Genomic DNA, 15,213 nt, shown 5'->3' with positions numbered 1-15,213 from the left:
GGATATGAACATTTCTCGAATCGGGGTTATCGGCGCCGGGCAAATGGGCGGAGGGATTGCGCAAGTATTTGCCGTTCACAGCTTCTCGGTCACCCTCTATGACATTGACATGCAGCTGGCGGGGAGGGGATATGCAGCTATCGAAGCTTCCTTAAAGCGGCTTGTGGGAAAGGGCCGGTTGACGGAGGAAGCAGCAGCTTTGACGTTAGAGCGGCTGTCGCCAACCGCAGATCTGGCACAGCTCCGCGATGCAGAGCTTGTGATTGAAGCTGCACCGGAGCGGCTGGATTTGAAAAAGCGGCTGTTCGCGGAGCTGGATCAGCTGTGCGGGCAGCATACGATATTGGCAACCAATACATCTTCCTTGCCAGTAACGGAGCTGGCTGCAGCGACGAGCCGGGCGCACCGCGTCATCGGGATGCATTTCATGAATCCGGTACCGGTCATGCCGCTCGTGGAAGTGATTCGCGGTCTTGCCACCTCGGAGGAGACGTTTGATACCATCGTTGCTATAACACAAGCCATCGGAAAAACCGCCGTGCCGGTACGGGACTATCCCGGCTTTGTGTCCAATCGGGTGCTCATGCCGATGATCAACGAGGCGATTTACGCTGTCTACGAAGGGGTTGCAGCCCCGGAGGGTATTGATCAAATTATGCAGCTTGGCATGAACCATCCGATGGGACCGCTGAAGCTGGCTGATTTTATCGGGCTGGACACTTGTCTAGCCATTATGGAGACGCTGCATCAGGGCTTTGGAGACAGCAAATATCGGCCATGTCCATTGCTGCGCAGTTACGTGCAGGCGGGTTGGCTGGGGAAGAAAACGGGCAGAGGCTTCTACACATACAGTTGAATAGTTTGATTTCACAATTATAAAGCAGCTTCATTCAGAACTGTACTTCATAATCACCTGCTTCTATCCTATCAAAGGATTCGTCTGCAGAAAGGGTGTTGCCGGTGGATTTGCGATTGACGAGCGAGCAGCAGCAGCTTCGGGATGAAGTCAGAACGTTTGCCCGGGAGGAAATCTTGCCTTGTGTCGCTCTAATGGAAAAGGATGAACGATTTCCTTCCCAGCTAATAAGGAAGATGGGAGATAGAGGCTGGATGGGGATTCCGATCCCGCAGTGTTGGGGCGGTCTCGGCGGCGATTTCATTTCCTATATCCTTGCTATTCATGAACTATCGAAGGTAAGTGCTGCAGTAGGCGTTATTTTGTCCGTGCATTCTTCGGTTTGCACGCTGCCTATTTTACAGTATGGAACGCAGGGGCAGCATGAGAGCTATTTGAGCAAACTTGCGGGAGGAAGCTGGCTTGGCGCATTTGCCTTAACCGAGCCGCAGGCTGGATCGGATGCCGCTGCGATTCGGACGAAAGCAGCCCGGGACGGTCGAGATTATGTGTTGAATGGCACGAAGCTGTTCATTACGAACGCAGGCGCAGCCCAGCTTTATTTGACCTTCGCCGTTACAGATCCATCGGAAGGAGCGAAGGGTATTACTGCTTTTCTCGTAGAAAGCAGCTTCCCCGGCCTGAGTGTCGGGAATAAAGAACGGAAAATGGGATTACATGGCTCCAATACTTGCGAGCTTGTGTATGAGGATCTCAGGTTGGATCAAGCTCAACGATTAGGTGCGGAAGGCCAAGGTTTTGCGATTGCGAAAGGCTCTCTCGACGGCGGGCGAATCGGTATTGCCGCCCAAGCGCTCGGTATTGCCGAAGCTGCACTGGAGCTTATGACTCACCGCTTTGGAGGGAAGGTGAAGCTGAGAAGCGCGGCTGCAAGGCAGAATCAAAGGGAGCTGGCTGAACTCACCGCCATTACGGACGCGGCAAAATTGCTCGTCTATCGGGCTGCCTATATGAGACAGGAAGGTCTTCGCTGTACGAAGGAGTCGTCAATGGCAAAGCTGTACGCGTCTGATGCTGCCGTACGTATTGCAGGAGCAGCTGTAAAGATGCTTGGAATGGAAGGATACCTTGAAACTGCGGGTGCCGAACGTCTGTTCCGGGATGCGAAAGTAACGCAAATTTATGAAGGCACGAATGAAATCCACCGGATCGTCATTAGCGGACAACTGCTGCGATCCTAGGGAGGAAGGCGGTGAGGCAGCATGAGTCGAACACCGGGGCAGCGGTTCCGGGAAGGCGTTGCAGCAGAACATCCGCTGCAAATTGCAGGTGTCATACATGCGTATGCGGCTAAGCTTGCAGAGCGAGCCGGCTTTCGGGCTTTGTATGTATCGGGAGCCGGCGTGGCGAATGCCTCGTTTGGCTTGCCCGATCTCGGTATTACGACGCTTAGCGACGTTGCGGAGGATGTGCGCCGTATGAGCGCAGCGACCGGGCTTCCCCTGCTCGTAGATGCGGATACCGGTTTTGGCGGGGCGTTCCAAATTGCCCGTACGGTTCGCGAGCTGAGCCGGGCGGGTGCGGCAGCCATTCATATTGAAGATCAGGTCGCAGCCAAACGGTGCGGGCATCGTCCTAATAAAGCGATCGTCAGCCAAGCGGAAATGGTAGACCGTATCAAAGCAGCTGTAGATGCGAGATCGGACAGCTCATTCGTCATTATGGCCCGGACAGATGCGCTTGCCGGCGAAGGGCTGAATGCGGCAATTGAGCGGGCTTGCGCTTATGTGGAAGCAGGCGCAGATATGCTTTTCCCGGAAGCGGTAACGGAATTGGGGCAATACAGCCGATTTGCCGAGGCGGTGAACGTGCCCATACTCGCCAATATGACGGAGTTTGGCAAAACGCCTCTTTTCAAAACCGGGGAACTGGCCGCCTATGGCGTCGACATGGTGCTGTATCCATTATCCGCTTTCCGGGCGATGAACGCCGCTGCTGTCCAGGTCTACGAAACGATTCGCAAAGAGGGCACGCAGCAGCAGGCGCTACCGGTAATGCAGACACGGGAGGAGCTCTACGATTATCTTAACTATTACAGCTATGAACAGAAGCTAGACCAGTTGTTCGGCGCAAAGGGGGAGAGCGAGGATGACGGCTCGTAAATCCGGAGGGTTGGCGAATACGATTGCTGGAGAAACGGCAATTTCGACGGTTGGCAAAGAAGGCAAAGGACTCACTTACCGAGGATATTCTATTCATGATTTAGCCCATTACGGCACGTTTGAGGAAACGGCTTATTTGCTGCTATACGGAAAGCTGCCGGACGAGGATGAGCTGCTCGGCTACAAGCTGAAGCTCAACCGGCTCCGTTATTTGCCGGATGGCTTGCGGCCGCTGCTGGAGCAGCTCCCTGCAGCTATGCAGCCGATGGACGTACTGCGCACCGGCATTTCCGCGCTGGCCGCGTTTGAACCGGAGACGGCGGATCGCGGGCCGCGGCATATAGCTGACCGGCTGCTCGCTTGCGGTGCATCGGTGCTGTTGTACTGGCATCATTTTCACACGAGCGGTTTGCGGATTGATACCGAGGCGCCGGAGAGCGCCAGCATCGCTGGACATTTCTTGCAATTGCTGCATGGAAGGCCGCCAAGCGAGTTGCATGAGGAGACGCTGGATGTTTCTTTGATTTTGTATGCGGAGCATGAATTCAACGCCTCGACTTTTGCCGCAAGGGTGACAGCTTCTACACTCTCTGACTTCTACTCTTCAATTACAACAGGAATTGGAACACTTCGCGGTCCTCTGCACGGCGGCGCTAATGAAGCTGCGATGGAGCTAATTGAGAGCTTTGCTGATGCCGACGAAGCGGAGAAAGGGATCTTGAAGCTGTTGGAACAGCGGCAGCTAGTTATGGGCTTTGGACATCGTGTCTATTCTGTCTCCGATCCCCGCTCCGATATCATTAAGCTGTGGTCGGCGACGTTGTCTAAGGAAGCAGGAGATACTCGGCTCTATCCGGTATCGGAGCGGATTGAAGAGGTGATGCAGCGTGAGCGGCAGCTGTTTCCGAACCTCGATTTTTACAGCGCTTCAGCTTACCGGTTTCTGGGCATACCGACGAATTTATTTACCCCTTTATTTGTTCTATCGCGCATAAGCGGCTGGTCTGCCCATATTATCGAGCAGCGGGAAGGAAACCGGATTATCCGGCCTTCGGCTTTGTATGTTGGCCCGGAACCTCAGCAGTGGGTCGAGCTCGCAGACCGCAAATGAAGGGGGAAAGCGCATGTCCCAAATTGCAAATAATGACCGGCCTGCACCGGACACTCTATTAGTAGAGATTGCGGAATATGCAGCCAATGCGGTAATAGAAAGCACTGAGGCATACGAAACGGCGCGATATTGCCTTCTTGATACGATCGGCTGCGGCTTGCTGGCGCTGCGCTATCCGGAATGCACGAAGCTGCTTGGACCAGTCGTGCCGGGCACGATCGTGCCGAATGGCGTCCCGGTTCCCGGCACTTCGTATCGGCTGGACCCGGTGACTGCTGCTTTCAACGTCGGCTGCATCATACGCTGGCTGGATTTCAACGACACTTGGCTGGCGGCAGAATGGGGGCATCCATCGGATAACTTAGGTGCAATCTGGGCCGTGGCGGATTACGTCAGCCGGATACGCGCCGTCAACGGTGATCCGCCACTCCTTATGCGTGATGTACTAACAACCATGATAAAGGCACATGAAATTCAAGGTGTGCTTGCGCTGGAAAACAGCTTCAACCGAGTCGGACTGGATCATGTCCTGCTAGTCAAAGTTGCTTCCACGGCAGTTGCGACGGCGCTGCTAAGCGGTACACGCGATGAAATCATTCATGCAGTATCCAATGCCTGGATTGACGGGCAATCCTTGCGGACATACCGCCATTCTCCGAATACCGGCACTCGCAAGTCGTGGGCCGCGGGAGACGCAACCAGCCGGGCGGTTCGTCTGGCGCTGATGGCTGTAAAGGGGGAAATGGGTTATCCCTCTGCATTAACGGCCCCTGTCTGGGGCTTCCAAGATGTATTGTTTAAGGGCCAGTCACTGGCGCTGAATCGTAAGTTTGATTCGTATGTGATGGAGCATATATTGTTCAAGCTGGCGTATCCCGCTGAATTCCATGGGCAGACTGCCGTAGAATGCGCAGTAAAGCTGCATCCGCTTGTGAAGGATCGCTTGGAGGAAATCGACTTTATCAAGATTACGACACATGAATCTGCAATACGTATCATCGATAAAAGGGGGCCGCTGCATAATCCGGCGGACCGCGACCACTGCCTTCAATATATGACAGCTATCGGCCTGCTCTTCGGGCAATTGACCGCCGATCATTACGAGGACGAAGCGGCAAGCGATCCGCGCATCGATGCGCTGCGCGGGAAGATGACGGTGGAGGAGGATATCCGGTATTCCGCAGATTATTTGGATGAAACGAAGCGGTCTATTGCGAATGCAGTGCAGATCTTTTTCAAGGATGGGAGCGCTACGGAACGGGTGGAGGTGGAGTATCCGATCGGCCATCGCCGGAGGAGGAGTGAGGGGATTCCTTTACTGAAGCATAAATTCGAAGCAAATTTGCGTACGAGGCTGGCGGACCGGCAAGTGCGGGAGATACTGGCGATTGGGGATGATCAGCAGCTGTTGGAGCAGACGCCGGTACATCGTTTTGTTGATTTGTTTGTTTTGTAGTGTTGTGTGAGTAACTTGGGATCGCTGCGCGCTTTGGTTCATGCTGCCGTTCTTGATTCCATTGCTCCCATCGTTTGCACGATGCAAAAATGGATATAATCTGCAAAATGTCATCCTGAACTCAAAACGCTCCGCTCACCCTAAGCCGCACAAAACACAATAACAAACCAATTTCTGCTACTGCACCATCTAAATTACTATGCGAAGACGATCCGGTGATTTATTCCACGCCTAATGTTTAACTGGTCAACGTCTTACTGTGAATGTTTAGTTGGGAAGAACTTGCTCATCAAATTTGCGTATTCAAGGTTTGCGAAATAGTTGCGAAATAGATTAGTTACCCGTGTATAGCGAAGTTAGATTCGCTGTATTGCGAAGCAGGTTCGCTATTCATAGCAACTTTTCGGATCAAAATGTAAATCTGCATGTGGATATCCAATTTATAGGAGATATTTCGCATCAAAATGCAAAAGTGCATTTTGATCAGGGGAAAAAGCAGGTTTTGGGCGATTTTCAGCGATTTCAAATGTATTTTTGCATTTTGAGGGCTAATTAAGTCCGAATAGGCCTAAACAAAATGTACTTTTACATTTTGTTTAGCCATAGGAGACGGCGAGGAGCGGGTTAAGGCAACAACAAAGGTTAGTTAGCCCCATGTATTCTTGTATCCATCAGTCAGGTAGGTGGAGATTAGCTGGTGCTCATAATTCAGTATAATTGAGGTTGAGAAGGATGCTCGTTTAGCGGAACGCTGTTACGTTAGATGAGATAACCTATTAGTGCTTTGAGGGGCGATTAAACGGAGCAATATCCGATCGAATCACACCGCTCGTGCCTTCTGGCGCGCGTTGCTTGGTCGAACGTCGGCTGACAATTCTGCAGCACAATAAAAAACTTAGTAATTATAATTCGCCACTATTTCTCAACAGACCCGTTCGGGTCTGTTTTTTTGTGTCGCACAATGCCTCCAACTGCAAGTGTTGCGGGGCAACGCCCGCATCAATCGCGGCTCCATCGTCGTAAGCGGCAGGAGGTCGCACATAGGGGGACGATTCTACTCACCGTTGCAGTTTTCTGTCTCAATAAGTTAAGGTGCATCGTTTCCAAATAATTGGCTGGCGATCTGGGCGGTCAAGGACTATCATGAGTTTAGGAATGAACATTAAGCATGAAGTTAGGGATGAATGGCAAGTAACAGCCCATAACTAACATTTCATAGCAAGTTGCATAGGCAGCATTATAGGCAAATGACAAAAGGACGGTTGAGCAGGATGGCGGTAAATTATTGTACAGTATGCGGTCAGCCGATGGAAACCCGCGACATAGACGGTACGGCTCGCAGAGCCTGTACCTCGGAAAGCTGCGGGCATGTTCATTGGGGCGATTACAGTGTAGGTGTAGGCGCGCTTGTGATGAAGGAGGAGCGGATTTTGCTCGTCCGCCGTGCTCAAGAGCCGGGAAGAGGTTATTGGACGAATCCGGGCGGTTATATTGAGCAGATGGAATCGATCGATCAGACGATCATTCGCGAGGTGCTGGAGGAAGCAGGCGTTCATGCAACCGTAAAAAGCATCGTTGCGGTTCGTGACCAGCCGCGAAGCATTCACAACGTCTATATCGCGTTCGATATGGAGTATACCGGGGGCGAGCCTGTGCCAGATGGCGTCGAGGTCGATCAGGCAGGCTTTTTCAGCTTGGAGGAAATGAAAGAAATGCAGGTCGCCGATTTCACCAAATGGCTGATTGACGTTGCGATGCAGCGTCGTGCTGAAGGCTTGACGGCTGACGCCAATCCTGTCGTACCTGGCAACGCCAGCGTTTTCTTCCGGACATAGAAGTTTCGTGTAATTAATTGCATTAATTAAATGAAATAAAGCAGCGTCTATTTCAAAATGGATGAGTGTCCATGCTGGGATAGACGCTGCTTTATTGCTTTAGAACTGGCTGCCGTTGTAAGGCGAGGATGGTTTAACCGCAGAGTTTGCTCCAATGTTCGCCGTGTTCGCGCCAACGTTGGCTGTATTCGCCGGAACTTCCATTTCCTTCTCAAAAAATGACTTGTGGCAGTGAAGATGCGAGATTCGCGGTACATGCACGTTGGTACCAGGCTGGAGTGCAGCATCTGCCGTCAATTCCGGGTTGGCCTCTTCCAGAAATACGCTCGGAATATTGTACATATGCGCTACATGGTGAAGCGTCTCGCCGCCTCTTGCTTGATGGGTTGCATAGTATGGATCATTGCGGAACTCAGACTCTTCCCCCTCACGGAACGGAAAGAACGGGAAAGCAAACGGGGAGAAGAAGAAAAACGGGAACAATGCACGCCCTGGGAAAAACGGATGTGGAAACGGGCGAAACGGGGGACGGAAACCTCCGCCAAAGCCTCCGCCAAAATGGTTAAAGCCGCGGTCCATAAGTAAGCCTCCATTACTGTATAGTCATTTGACTATATAACCTATGACGAAACGGATAACTGGTTCATCGCCTAGGAGAAAATGGGCTTGTTCTTTTGAACGCAGCAGCTCGGACGATTGGAATAATTTGTGTGGAAACAGCGCATGGTATGGTTAGGAAAACCATTGAATAGGAGGTATGGCTAATATGACGGAGCATGAAGCTTTACCGCAGTTTCCACAGTCGTACTGGATCGGGACAAGCAAGGAGAGACAGCCTTACCCTAAGCTGGGTCGTGATCTGGAAATCGATGTCGCTGTCATTGGCGGCGGCATTTCGGGAGTAACAACGGCTTATGTGCTTTCGCAGCGGGGATATAAAGTTGCGCTAATTGAAGCGGGAGAGCTGCTGGGGGGGACAACCGGCCATACAACGGCAAAAATAACCGCACAGCATGATTTGATTTATGACGAGCTGATTACCCAGCAAGGCAAGGCGAAGGCTGAGCTTTACTATCAAGCTGCGGAGGAAGCGGGACGATTCATTAAACAAACGATTGAAGAACATAACATTCATTGCGGGTTTTCCCATCAGAATGCCTATTTGACGGCTGATACGGAAGACGGCGTTGAGAAGCTGAAAACGGAATGGTCTGCCTATCAGGAGCTTGGGATCAATGGCGAGTATCTAACTGACGTACCGCTGAACATCCCCTGCAAGGCTGCTCTTGCGATGCACACTCAGGCTCAATTTCATCCGCTCCAATACTTAAGGTCATTAATTGATCAGATTACAGAGGCTGGGGGCATTATCTGCGAGGGTACGACTGCGGTTGATCTTACAGAGGGAAAGAGGCCGGTCGTCCTCACGAATGCAGGTCACAAAATTACGGCAAATCATGTCGCGATCTGCACCCATTTTCCGTTCCATGACGGCCTTGGATTTTATTTTGCCAGAATGCATGCGGAACGCTCCTATGTTCTGGGTATTGAGACGGAGGAGCGTTATCCGGGCGGAATGTACTTGAGCGCAGAGGAGCCTAAGCGTTCCATTCGGGTCACGGCTGATGAGCCAGGCGGTATCGTTCTTATCGGCGGGCAGAGTCACAAGACTGGGCAGGGGATGTGTACGTTCAATCACTATGAAGCGTTGCAGGAATACGCGGAGCAGCATTTTAAGGTGAAAAAAATCGCTTTCCGCTGGTCGGCTCAGGATCTGGTCACCGGAGACAAGCTCCCATTCATTGGCCGGATAAAGGCTTCAACTCCAAACGTGTATGTGGCGACTGGCTTTCGCAAATGGGGAATGACGACCGGGACGGCTGCTGCCTTGCTGATTCGTGATCTAGTAGAAGGCATCGATAACCGTTATGAAGAGCTGTTTTCTCCATCCCGCGGAATGACTACTGCAGCATGGAAGGATCTCGTCGTAGAGAATCTGGACGTAGCCAAGCATTTAATAAGCGGAAAGCTTGGCACTCCGAAGCGATGGGCTGAAGAGCTGTCGGATGGGGAAGGAAGCGTAGTCTTACTGCATGGAAAAAGGGCCGGAGCATACAGAGACCCGGAAGGCAAGCTGCATCTGGTCGATACGACCTGTACTCATCTGGGCTGTGAGGTGGAATGGAATGACGGAGACCTGAGCTGGGATTGCCCTTGCCATGGCTCCAGATTTTCGATTGACGGCGAAGTGATGGAAGGTCCTGCGGAGAAGCCGCTGAAGAAGCTTACTCTGTAAACCCGCTTCTGCAAGTGCCAAGACAGCCAAAATATTCAGGCCGACTTGGGTACAGTCTATATCCTATGGTATAGTAGAAGAAACGCTGACCTTTTATTGGAGGGAATTAACATTAATACCGAAGTCCTAGACGCAATGTCCATGCTGCAGAAAACCAGCCGCACCTTTTATATTCCGATAACCCGTCTGACGCCGGGACTCAAGGAAGCGGTGAGCTCCGCCTATTTGTGCATGCGCGCCATCGATGAAATTGAGGATCATGAGGAGCTCGCCGATGCACTCAAGGCAAAGCTTCTGTATGAAGTACAGGATGCCTTGCTTGCGCCAAACATGGCTGAGGCTGTTGAGCAGACGCTCGCCCCGCATGCGCATGAACTTCCGGAAGTGTCACTGCGTCTAGCAGAATGGGTACAGCTATGCCCCGAGAGCGCCAGAGACACAGTTATCCGCTATACGGCCAAGATGTCGAAGGAAATGGCCGAATGGGTAGAAGTCCAATGGAAAATTAGCACGGAAGCTGACTTGGACCGCTATACATACAGCGTAGCCGGCATGGTCGGCGAATTGCTGTCGGAGCTTTGGTTATGGAATGACGGGACCGTTACGGATCGCGAGAAAGCGGTTGCTTTCGGCAGAGGACTGCAGGCAGTCAACATTTTGCGCAATCAACTTGAGGACCGGCAGCGCGGTGTAAACTTCTTCCCTGAGGGCTGGGATTCGAAGGACATGATCAAATATACGAAGCGGAATTTGAAGCTTGCCGATGCCTATATTGCCGAACTTAACAAAGGGCCTGCACTGGATTTTTGCAAAATACCGCTGCAGCTGGCACACGCCACGACTAAGCTGATTGCGGCTGGCGGAAACAAGCTGACACGCGATGCGGTACTGAAAATTGTGAACAAAATTTCGGGTTAATGCCGAAGTCAGAGGCAGCCATTTTGGAATGGCTGCTTTTTTATCGTATTTTAGTTTACATAATTATTGTTATGTCGCCTTTATGCGAAGGAACAACTTTCGATGCGGTTCGTTTATCATTCATCGCTCCTTTCATTATTACGGCTTACCAGCTTCTTTTATTGGGATAATAGTCCCATCTATTGGGCCATCCAAGCAAAAGCAGCAACATTGACAATACGCATGAACCTCATCAATAATAACTAAATATGTCTAACTATATAGATAGGGGAGAAACGTACTGTGAGAATGAAATGTAATATAATCGGGCTGGCTGTCATCGCCATATCCATTATGTTGGCGGGCTGCGGCTCTAATGGAAATGCGCCGGCGAATCAGGCCCAGCAAACGGCGGAGCCTGCTGCAAAAACGGTAGAATTAACGATTTCGGCAGCTGCAAGCCTGACGGATGCCTTAAATGAGATCCAAGGTCTCTATGCAAAAAGCAACCCGGCCGTCAAGTTGAACTTTAATTTTGGCGCATCCGGCGCCCTGCAGCAGCAAATTGAGCAAGGAGCTCCCGCTGATCTGTTTCTGTCTGCCGCTCCGAAAAATATGAAGGCGCTCGTTGACAAGCAGCTGATTGATGAGAATAAGCAAATCAATTTATTGAAAAACGAGCTGGTCGTTGTTGCACCGGCTGATTCGAAGACGAAGCTTGAAAGCGTGAATGACTTGACTAAGGCGGAAGTAAAAACGATCGCGATCGGCATTCCCGAAAGCGTTCCAGCGGGAAACTATGCTAAAGAGGCTTTAACGAGCGCGAAGCTATGGGATGCGCTGCAATCCAAAAGCGTACAAGGCAAAGACGTACGCCAAGTCTTGCAATACGTGGAGACAGGCAACGCCGATGCTGGCTTCGTCTACAAGACGGATGCGTTAACCTCACAAAAGGCTGTTATCGCCTTTGCCGTTGATCCGGCAAGCTATTCGCCAATTCAATATCCTATTGGTGTTGTCAAAGCGACAAAGCATAATAAAGAAGCGGAAGATTTCTATGCCTATCTGCAAACAAAAGAAGCGTTAGATGTTTTTGTGAAATACGGGTTTTCCACACAACAATAAGTGCCGGTTATACCGGAAATATCATTCGAATATAGGCCTATCCACTCGTAAGGAATCTCCTTCGCATGGATAGGCTTTTTTGCGGCTGCTGAATACTTAAATTTTCTTATTTACAAGATTTCCAAGTATAGTATGATGATAATCATGTGTATTATCGAAACATTTAATCGGGTCAGCACGTAACTAGAACATGTGCTTTTTGGGAAATGGAGGAAATGATGGCATGGAAAGCGGAATGAAGGTTAATCTCGTAGAAAAATTGACTTCCGGCGGGTTGTTCACGCTGGACGAACGGCTCTGGAGCAAGGAAATGATTGAAGCGCTGCATCATATCAATTATTTGACGATTAACGGTACGGAGTACGAGACGATCGAAGGACGGCTCAATTTGGATGAAGGCGTTATGGAGCTGCTCGTACAGAAAGTAGCGCATCGTTAATGGAATAGCAGAGGGGCGGGAGTCATGTATGGAAAATAAAAATGAAACGAACCATTCACAAAGCCGCAAACGGGAAACGGTGAACCGGTTCTTTACAAAAGAAGGAAAGCCAATCCGGGTGCTGTCGACCTCGCTGGGCATTGCATTGATGGCGAATGCACTGATCGGTTTAGCTCCAAGTGCTCATTCAGCTGCAGTGGCGACAAATACCGCTTCGGCAGAAGAGCCCGCTTTGGTGGAATGGTCGACAGAAGCTGTGAAAGCCTACTATGATCCGGCCGTAGATTGGAACATCCCGGTTTTGCTTGCGGAGAGCGCAGGCGAAGGAAGCGGAAGTGCTTCGGGCGGCGGCGGTACTGGGGGAGCCAGCGGATCGGGAGGCTCAGGCGGCACGACTATTATTCATTCGGGCGGCGGCTTCGGCTGGGATGATCTATTGCTCTATCATCTGATTTTCAACCGGGGCAATTCCTACTCATCCGGAGTTTGGCACAACTCTCACAATTCCTATTATCAGGGAAGCAGAACGGCCTACAAGCCTAATTCTTATGATTCCGATAAGTTTCAAAATAAAGCGGTTGTCGGCTCGGCAGTCCGGCCAAAAACCTCGAATAAATCCGGCTCCATTACAAGACGCTCTACCTCCTCATCGCCAGGCGGGATCGGCGGCAAATCAAGCGGTATGAGCTCATCGGGTTCCGGCTCCAGCTTTAGCTCATCCGGCTCCAGTCACAAATCAAGCGGCGGCTTCGGCGGATGACAACGAGGGGGCAGCAGCAGGCTTTCGAAGTGGTCGGCAACCCTGGCGAAAATCGCGAGGCGCTCGTGGCAGAGCTTGCTGAGCTCGGATTCACATGGGCCGATCTGGAAGGCGAGCCTTATTGGATCGATCAAGCGGTTGCCATGCGCCGTGAGGTGTATGAGGAGCTGGAAGAAGCTGCTTCGCGGCTGTGGCGTATCTTTGACCGGGCATGCCGGTTTGTGCATGGACGGCATGATTTGTATGCGATGCTGGGCATTCCGGAGCTTTTGTGGCCAACCTTGGACGCAATTGAGCTGGAGGGCGAGGGCGTAATTAGCCGCTATGCAAGATTTGACTTTGCTATATCTGATGAAGGGATCATACAACTGCTTGAGCTAAATGCAGATACGCCAACCGGATATGCCGAAGCAGCAGTTGCAACTCCATGGCAGTGTGAACGGCTTTCGCTGGAATCGCCTAATGTGCAGATGCCTGCTCTAGTAGCCGCTGCATGGGAGGAAGAGCAGCCGGATACGGCAGCCTGCGCAGCTTACGGGGAGCATCTGGAGGATTCCGGTACGATTGATATGCTCGTCAAGCACAGCGGTCAATCAGTTGATTGTGTTGATTTGCTGGAGCTTTGGGTCGATGAAGGCGTGCTGCGGAAAAAAGACGGGCAGGCTATCGATCGGATATTCGCCCTGTACCCGAAGGAATGGATGGCGATCGACGAAGGCGGCGAGGCGTTGGCCTACGCGATTGAAAGCGGCCAATTGCAGCTGTTCAATTCTGTCCATTCTATTATTTTGCAATCCAAAGGAATGATGGCTTTAATCTGGGGATTGTATGAGCTGAACATGCTGTTTAATGCGGAGGAGCGGTCGGCAATTGAGCGCTACATGCTGCCCACTTATAATAAAGCTTTATTTGATGGGAGCTACGTGTCCAAATCGATGTTCGGACGGGAAGGCGGCTCTGTCGTGCTTTACGATGAGGATGGACAAATGGAAGTGAAGGATGAAGACGGCTTCGACACGAGCAGCTTATTCCCGCGGGTCTATCAGAAGCGAGCAGAGCTGGCCAAGATCGAGCTGGAGGCGGGGCAATTCAGCCTGCTTACGGGAATGTTCGTCATCAATGGCGTGCCATGCGGCATGCTTGGACGCGCAGGCGGATTAATTACCGGCAATACAAGTCATTTTGTGGCGATAGGAGTGAAAGCTTCATGAGAAAAAGAAAGATAGCTTTGCTATCGGCTGTACTCGCAACGGCCATTATGCTGGGCGGATGCGGCACGTCATCCGGGGTATGGTCAACTTCCAGCGGGTCTGCGGCGGAATCATCAGCAGACGAGACGCTGCTGCCATGGGATTATAGGCTCATTGAAAGCACAGTCGGGGATTTGATTGGCAGCGACATGGCGATCTTGCCGGACAACAAGCTGCTTCCGAACGATAATAATTACGCGACGAATGATAAAGTGTGGACGCTGCAGTATATGGAAGCGAAGATGACCGTTAATGCAGAAGGCCGCAACGTGGTGACGCTGACCGAATGGACGCCGATCAAATCGTTCAAGACGGAAAAGGAAGGCAAGAAGGATTTCGAGCTGCTCAAAGTACAGCTTACGACGGACGTTGACCTGGTGGGGGTATACAAAACGACATACAAAGAAGAATCACGTTATTTCGCCGTGATTTCTTTGCCTACAGGCAATGAGATCAAGCAGCCCATTGACGAGAAACGTTACGCCAGCATGAAATCAAAGAAGCAAGTGAATGTCTTATTGGAAGAAGTACATGATTACGAAAATTACGATTTGGCGTACGCCAAGTTCAGGGGGTGGGCATCTTGATCGCCATTAATATTATTAGCAGCATCGCTGTTATCGTAGTGCTGCAGCTGCTCGGCATGGTTATTTTCAGCTGGATAACGCCTTATAAGGATATGGAGGAACTGAAGAAGGGGAACGTTGCCGCGGGGCTTGCAATGGGCGGAAAGTTTCTTTCTACAGCTATCATTCTCGGCGTTGCCGCTTATACGAATACGTCTATCTGGCATATGATGCTCTGGTTTGCAGTGGGTTACGTTTGTCTCGTGCTCGCTTATTTCATCTTCGAGCTGGCGACTCCGGGCATTAAAATTGGCGAAGAGCTGCGCAAAGGCAACACTGCGATTGGCATATTGCTTTGCTTCGTTTATGTCGGCACAAGCTTTGCGATTAGCAGCCTGATCGTTTAGCTATAATTAATGTCATTAATTTTAGAGGAAACGTTGAGTTGCAGCACCTCTAC

At 51.1% G+C, this 15,213-nt stretch carries 15 protein-coding genes; 14 read left to right on the top strand and 1 reads right to left on the bottom strand.

Features of this window, described 5'->3' with window-relative positions:
• Positions 1–4: 4 nt before the first annotated feature.
• The 6 genes from ACFVVF_RS03755 (at position 5) to ACFVVF_RS03730 (ending at position 7,420) form a co-directional block, all read left to right on the top strand.
• Entirely contained in the window at positions 5–856 is an 852-nt protein-coding gene (locus tag ACFVVF_RS03755) for a 3-hydroxybutyryl-CoA dehydrogenase (protein WP_387805505.1), read from the top strand.
• Positions 857–966: 110 nt separating this feature from the next.
• Positions 967–2,097: an acyl-CoA dehydrogenase family protein gene (locus ACFVVF_RS03750; protein WP_387808815.1), complete on the top strand. Its 1,131-nt coding sequence runs from the start codon at positions 967–969 to the stop codon at positions 2,095–2,097.
• Positions 2,098–2,118: 21 nt separating this feature from the next.
• Positions 2,119–3,018, top strand: a complete 900-nt coding sequence (gene prpB, locus ACFVVF_RS03745; protein WP_387805504.1) for a methylisocitrate lyase — start codon at positions 2,119–2,121, stop codon at positions 3,016–3,018.
• The gene (locus tag ACFVVF_RS03740; protein WP_387805502.1) at positions 3,005–4,129 is read left to right on the top strand and encodes a citrate/2-methylcitrate synthase; all 1,125 of its coding nucleotides are present in this window, start codon (positions 3,005–3,007) and stop codon (positions 4,127–4,129) included. The genes prpB and ACFVVF_RS03740 overlap by 14 nt, the downstream gene beginning before the upstream one ends.
• Before the next feature lie 13 nt (positions 4,130–4,142).
• Positions 4,143–5,585, top strand: coding sequence for a bifunctional 2-methylcitrate dehydratase/aconitate hydratase (locus ACFVVF_RS03735; RefSeq protein WP_387805501.1), 1,443 nt, complete (start codon positions 4,143–4,145; stop codon positions 5,583–5,585).
• Positions 5,586–6,856: 1,271 nt separating this feature from the next.
• Positions 6,857–7,420 carry an NUDIX domain-containing protein gene (locus ACFVVF_RS03730; protein ID WP_387805499.1) on the top strand — a complete coding sequence of 188 codons (564 nt, stop codon included), beginning with the start codon at positions 6,857–6,859 and terminating at the stop codon, positions 7,418–7,420.
• A gap of 99 nt (positions 7,421–7,519) precedes the next feature.
• On the opposite strand, the gene ACFVVF_RS03725 is transcribed toward ACFVVF_RS03730, so the two are convergent.
• On the bottom strand, positions 7,520–7,999 hold the full coding sequence (locus ACFVVF_RS03725) for a LysM domain-containing protein (protein ID WP_387805497.1): 480 nt from the start codon (positions 7,997–7,999) through the stop codon (positions 7,520–7,522).
• 187 nt (positions 8,000–8,186) lie between these two features.
• Here ACFVVF_RS03725 and ACFVVF_RS03720 point away from each other — a divergent pair, with 187 nt between their 5' ends.
• From ACFVVF_RS03720 to ACFVVF_RS03685, 8 genes are all read left to right on the top strand, one after another.
• On the top strand, positions 8,187–9,716 hold the full coding sequence (locus tag ACFVVF_RS03720) for an FAD-dependent oxidoreductase (RefSeq protein WP_387805496.1): 1,530 nt from the start codon (positions 8,187–8,189) through the stop codon (positions 9,714–9,716).
• A gap of 135 nt (positions 9,717–9,851) precedes the next feature.
• Positions 9,852–10,634 carry a squalene/phytoene synthase family protein gene (locus ACFVVF_RS03715; RefSeq protein ID WP_387805494.1) on the top strand — a complete coding sequence of 261 codons (783 nt, stop codon included), beginning with the start codon at positions 9,852–9,854 and terminating at the stop codon, positions 10,632–10,634.
• A 288-nt stretch (positions 10,635–10,922) separates the two neighbouring features.
• On the top strand, positions 10,923–11,738 hold the full coding sequence (gene modA, locus ACFVVF_RS03710; protein WP_387808812.1) for a molybdate ABC transporter substrate-binding protein: 816 nt from the start codon (positions 10,923–10,925) through the stop codon (positions 11,736–11,738).
• 223 nt (positions 11,739–11,961) lie between these two features.
• Positions 11,962–12,177: a hypothetical protein gene (locus ACFVVF_RS03705; RefSeq protein WP_387805492.1), complete on the top strand. Its 216-nt coding sequence runs from the start codon at positions 11,962–11,964 to the stop codon at positions 12,175–12,177.
• Positions 12,178–12,205: 28 nt separating this feature from the next.
• Positions 12,206–12,937, top strand: coding sequence for a hypothetical protein (locus tag ACFVVF_RS03700; protein ID WP_387805490.1), 732 nt, complete (start codon positions 12,206–12,208; stop codon positions 12,935–12,937).
• Positions 12,934–14,148 carry a glutathionylspermidine synthase family protein gene (locus tag ACFVVF_RS03695; RefSeq protein ID WP_387805488.1) on the top strand — a complete coding sequence of 405 codons (1,215 nt, stop codon included), beginning with the start codon at positions 12,934–12,936 and terminating at the stop codon, positions 14,146–14,148. Before ACFVVF_RS03700 ends, ACFVVF_RS03695 begins: the two co-directional genes overlap by 4 nt.
• Positions 14,145–14,774: a signal peptide protein gene (locus tag ACFVVF_RS03690; RefSeq protein WP_387805486.1), complete on the top strand. Its 630-nt coding sequence runs from the start codon at positions 14,145–14,147 to the stop codon at positions 14,772–14,774. Before ACFVVF_RS03695 ends, ACFVVF_RS03690 begins: the two co-directional genes overlap by 4 nt.
• The gene (locus ACFVVF_RS03685; protein ID WP_387808808.1) at positions 14,768–15,160 is read left to right on the top strand and encodes a DUF350 domain-containing protein; all 393 of its coding nucleotides are present in this window, start codon (positions 14,768–14,770) and stop codon (positions 15,158–15,160) included. The genes ACFVVF_RS03690 and ACFVVF_RS03685 overlap by 7 nt, the downstream gene beginning before the upstream one ends.
• Positions 15,161–15,213: the final 53 nt, after the last annotated feature.

Origin of the sequence: Paenibacillus sp. NPDC058174 (genome assembly GCF_042883865.1) — a bacterium.
GTDB lineage: Bacteria > Bacillota > Bacilli > Paenibacillales > Paenibacillaceae > Pristimantibacillus.
Note: the sequence above shows the minus strand (reverse complement) of the source record. Positions and strands in the feature narration are given on the sequence as shown.

Bases quoted from the DNA above. Each gene is read 5' to 3' on its own strand.
- ACFVVF_RS03700 (WP_387805490.1), top strand. From the start codon at position 12,206: ATGGAAAATAAAAATGAAACGAACCATTCACAAAGCCGCAAACGGGAA.
- ACFVVF_RS03715 (WP_387805494.1), top strand. From the start codon at position 9,852: ATGTCCATGCTGCAGAAAACCAGCCGCACCTTTTATATTCCGATAACC.
- ACFVVF_RS03740 (WP_387805502.1), top strand. From the start codon at position 3,005: ATGACGGCTCGTAAATCCGGAGGGTTGGCGAATACGATTGCTGGAGAA.
- ACFVVF_RS03755 (WP_387805505.1), top strand. From the start codon at position 5: ATGAACATTTCTCGAATCGGGGTTATCGGCGCCGGGCAAATGGGCGGA.
- prpB (WP_387805504.1), top strand. From the start codon at position 2,119: ATGAGTCGAACACCGGGGCAGCGGTTCCGGGAAGGCGTTGCAGCAGAA.
- ACFVVF_RS03695 (WP_387805488.1), top strand. From the start codon at position 12,934: ATGACAACGAGGGGGCAGCAGCAGGCTTTCGAAGTGGTCGGCAACCCT.
- ACFVVF_RS03720 (WP_387805496.1), top strand. From the start codon at position 8,187: ATGACGGAGCATGAAGCTTTACCGCAGTTTCCACAGTCGTACTGGATC.
- ACFVVF_RS03690 (WP_387805486.1), top strand. From the start codon at position 14,145: ATGAGAAAAAGAAAGATAGCTTTGCTATCGGCTGTACTCGCAACGGCC.
- modA (WP_387808812.1), top strand. From the start codon at position 10,923: ATGAAATGTAATATAATCGGGCTGGCTGTCATCGCCATATCCATTATG.
- ACFVVF_RS03705 (WP_387805492.1), top strand. From the start codon at position 11,962: ATGGAAAGCGGAATGAAGGTTAATCTCGTAGAAAAATTGACTTCCGGC.
- ACFVVF_RS03730 (WP_387805499.1), top strand. From the start codon at position 6,857: ATGGCGGTAAATTATTGTACAGTATGCGGTCAGCCGATGGAAACCCGC.
- ACFVVF_RS03735 (WP_387805501.1), top strand. From the start codon at position 4,143: ATGTCCCAAATTGCAAATAATGACCGGCCTGCACCGGACACTCTATTA.
- ACFVVF_RS03725 (WP_387805497.1), bottom strand. From the start codon at position 7,999: ATGGACCGCGGCTTTAACCATTTTGGCGGAGGCTTTGGCGGAGGTTTC.